This is a genomic window from Xenorhabdus bovienii (assembly GCF_024721015.1).
Taxonomy (GTDB): domain Bacteria; phylum Pseudomonadota; class Gammaproteobacteria; order Enterobacterales; family Enterobacteriaceae; genus Xenorhabdus; species Xenorhabdus bovienii.
The window spans coordinates 1-1,775 of record NZ_JANAIF010000189.1 but is presented as its reverse complement, the minus strand read 5'-3'; the positions used below and the strand labels follow the sequence as shown (position 1 = coordinate 1,775).

Below are 1,775 nucleotides of genomic sequence, written 5' to 3'. Positions count from 1 at the left end.
ACCGATCGTAACTTGAATATTCGGGTTTCACTGAGCGCGGCAAACCGACTTTCAGGCCCCCTTAACGCCGCCAACCGCGCGGCGGCGGGGCTATCCTCCCAGATCCGCAATACCCACAACAGTGTCCGCAGCTTGCAGAGTCAGGCACGCACTTTTGAGCGGCTCACGGACTCCGTAAAAAAAACGTCTGACTCCTATGACGAAGCCAAACGCAAGGTTAAGGCCCTGCGTGACCAGATGCCGCCTTTCGCCCAGCAAACGGAAGAGCAGCGCAGGATATTGCAGGCGGCGCGGCAAGAACGGGATCGCTATGGCCGTGCGTTGGACAAGGAGAAACAGAAATTACGCGGGGTCGCGGCTGAACTGTACCGGCACGGCATTTCCGCCCGCAGTAGCAGCGACGTTACCGGCCAAGTTACCCGACGCACGGAAGCCTATAACCGACAACTGGCCGAGCAACAACGCCGACTAACTGCCGTCACTCACGCCCAGTCACGTTATGCTGCTGCCAAAGAGACGCGCGGCAAGCTGGCAACCAGTGGCGCAGCGGCAATGGCAACTGGTGCGGGGGCTTTATATGGCCTGTCACGCGTGATGACACCGGGGCTGGATTTTGACGAAGGTATGTCAACCGTTCAGGCACTCACCCGGCTGGATAAAGATTCCCCTCAATTAAAAATATTGCGCGAACAGGCGCGACAATTGGGTGCCAGCACGGCTTATACGGCCACCAATGTAGCAGCAGGTCAGAAATTTCTGGCAATGGCCGGGATTACCCCAGAATCGGTAAAAGCAGCTTTGCCCGGCGTACTCAATATGGGCTTGGCGGGTGATGTTGATCTTGGTGAGGCGGCAGATATTGGCTCGAATGTCCTGACACAATTCAATCTCACCGCTGACCAAATGGACAGAATTTCTGACGTACTGACCGCGACATTCACCCGCAGTAATACCGACCTACGCCAGCTGGGTGAAACCATGACTTATGCCGGCCCTATTGCGGCACAGGTCGGTGCCAGTCTGGAAAGTATGGCGGCGATGGCAGGCGTCATGGCTGATAATGGTTACCGTGGCAGTATGGCGGGTACGGCGTTGCGGTCAGGATTGATCCGAATGATGGCACCCACCGGGGCAGCCGCAGATGCCATGACAGCACTGGGCGTTAAAGTCCAAAAAGCCAATGGCGAATTGCGAGACACCGACGAAATCCTTAAAGATATGGCTGTCAACCTGCGTAAGTATGATCCAACTAGCCAAATCAGGTTAAAAAAAGACATTTTCGGCGAAGAAGCGATGGTCGGTATGGGCAGTGTTCTTGATGGCATGCTCAACGGCAAATACGCAGAGAAAAAAACGGCCAATGATGGCGCACAAGGCGAGGCCGACAAAATCGCCAAGGTCAAAATCGATAATCTTAGGGGCGATCTCAAACAACTTCAATCCGCATGGGAAGATTTGGGCATTCAGATGGAAGAAAGTGTCGATTCCCCTCTACGTAGTTTGATGCAAAAAATGACGGGAGTGATCAGTAAAATCGGCGCATGGATGAAGGCCAATCCTCAACTAACGTCCGCTTTGGTCAAGGGAGCGATCGCCATTGGGGTGATTGTGACGGCACTGGGCGCACTGGCACTAGCAGCAGCGGCGGTCATTGTGCCGTTTGCGGCACTTCGGCTCAGTCTGTTTATGCTGACCCGTGGCGGCGGGCTGACCGCCTTATTTCCTGCATTGGGGGGATTGTCAACAAGGTTACGGGGGCTGCTGCCTTCCCTCGG

The 1,775-nt window shown here is 55.2% G+C and carries 1 protein-coding gene; it reads left to right on the top strand.

Going from position 1 to position 1,775, the window contains the following annotated elements; all coding sequences use genetic code 11:
• On the top strand, positions 1-1,775 hold a 1,775-nt coding region (locus NXS07_RS19805), incomplete at both ends, for a phage tail tape measure protein (RefSeq protein ID WP_258087489.1).